Source organism: Acinetobacter haemolyticus (genome assembly GCF_900406815.1).
GTDB classification, from domain to species: Bacteria; Pseudomonadota; Gammaproteobacteria; order Pseudomonadales; family Moraxellaceae; genus Acinetobacter; species Acinetobacter haemolyticus_A.
Genome location: NZ_OVCN01000061.1, coordinates 1 through 389, shown reverse-complemented (window position 1 = coordinate 389; position 389 = coordinate 1). Strand labels below are relative to the sequence as shown.

The 389-nt window shown below is 41.9% G+C and carries 1 protein-coding gene; it reads left to right on the top strand.

Translation table 11 applies throughout. The annotated features are described in order from the left end of the window. Positions 1-389, top strand: a 389-nt coding sequence (locus DK207_RS15670) for an aminotransferase class I/II-fold pyridoxal phosphate-dependent enzyme (RefSeq protein ID WP_162540254.1), incomplete at both ends; no start/stop codon positions are given.

Sequence of the window (389 nt, the reverse complement as noted above, 5' to 3'; positions counted from 1 at the left end):
CCAATCCTCTCTTTAATGGAACAGTTTAATGCTGATTCACGCGCTGAAAAGGTTAATTTAAGTATTGGTTTGTACTACAACGAAGATAGCATCGTTCCACAGCTCGATACCATTATCGAAGCGCAGAAACGCATTGCACCTAAAAATGATAAAACTAAACTTTATCTTCCAATGGAAGGTTTTAAACCTTACCGTGATGCGATTCAGGCGTTGTTGTTTGGTGCAAATAGCCCTGCAATTCAACAAGGTCGTGTTGCAACCATTCAGACACTGGGTGGTTCAGGTGCATTAAAAGTGGGTGCAGATTTCTTAAAAACCTATTTCCCAAATTCAGAAGTCTGGGTGAGCCAACCAACGTGGGATAACCATGTTGCGATCTTCAACGGTGC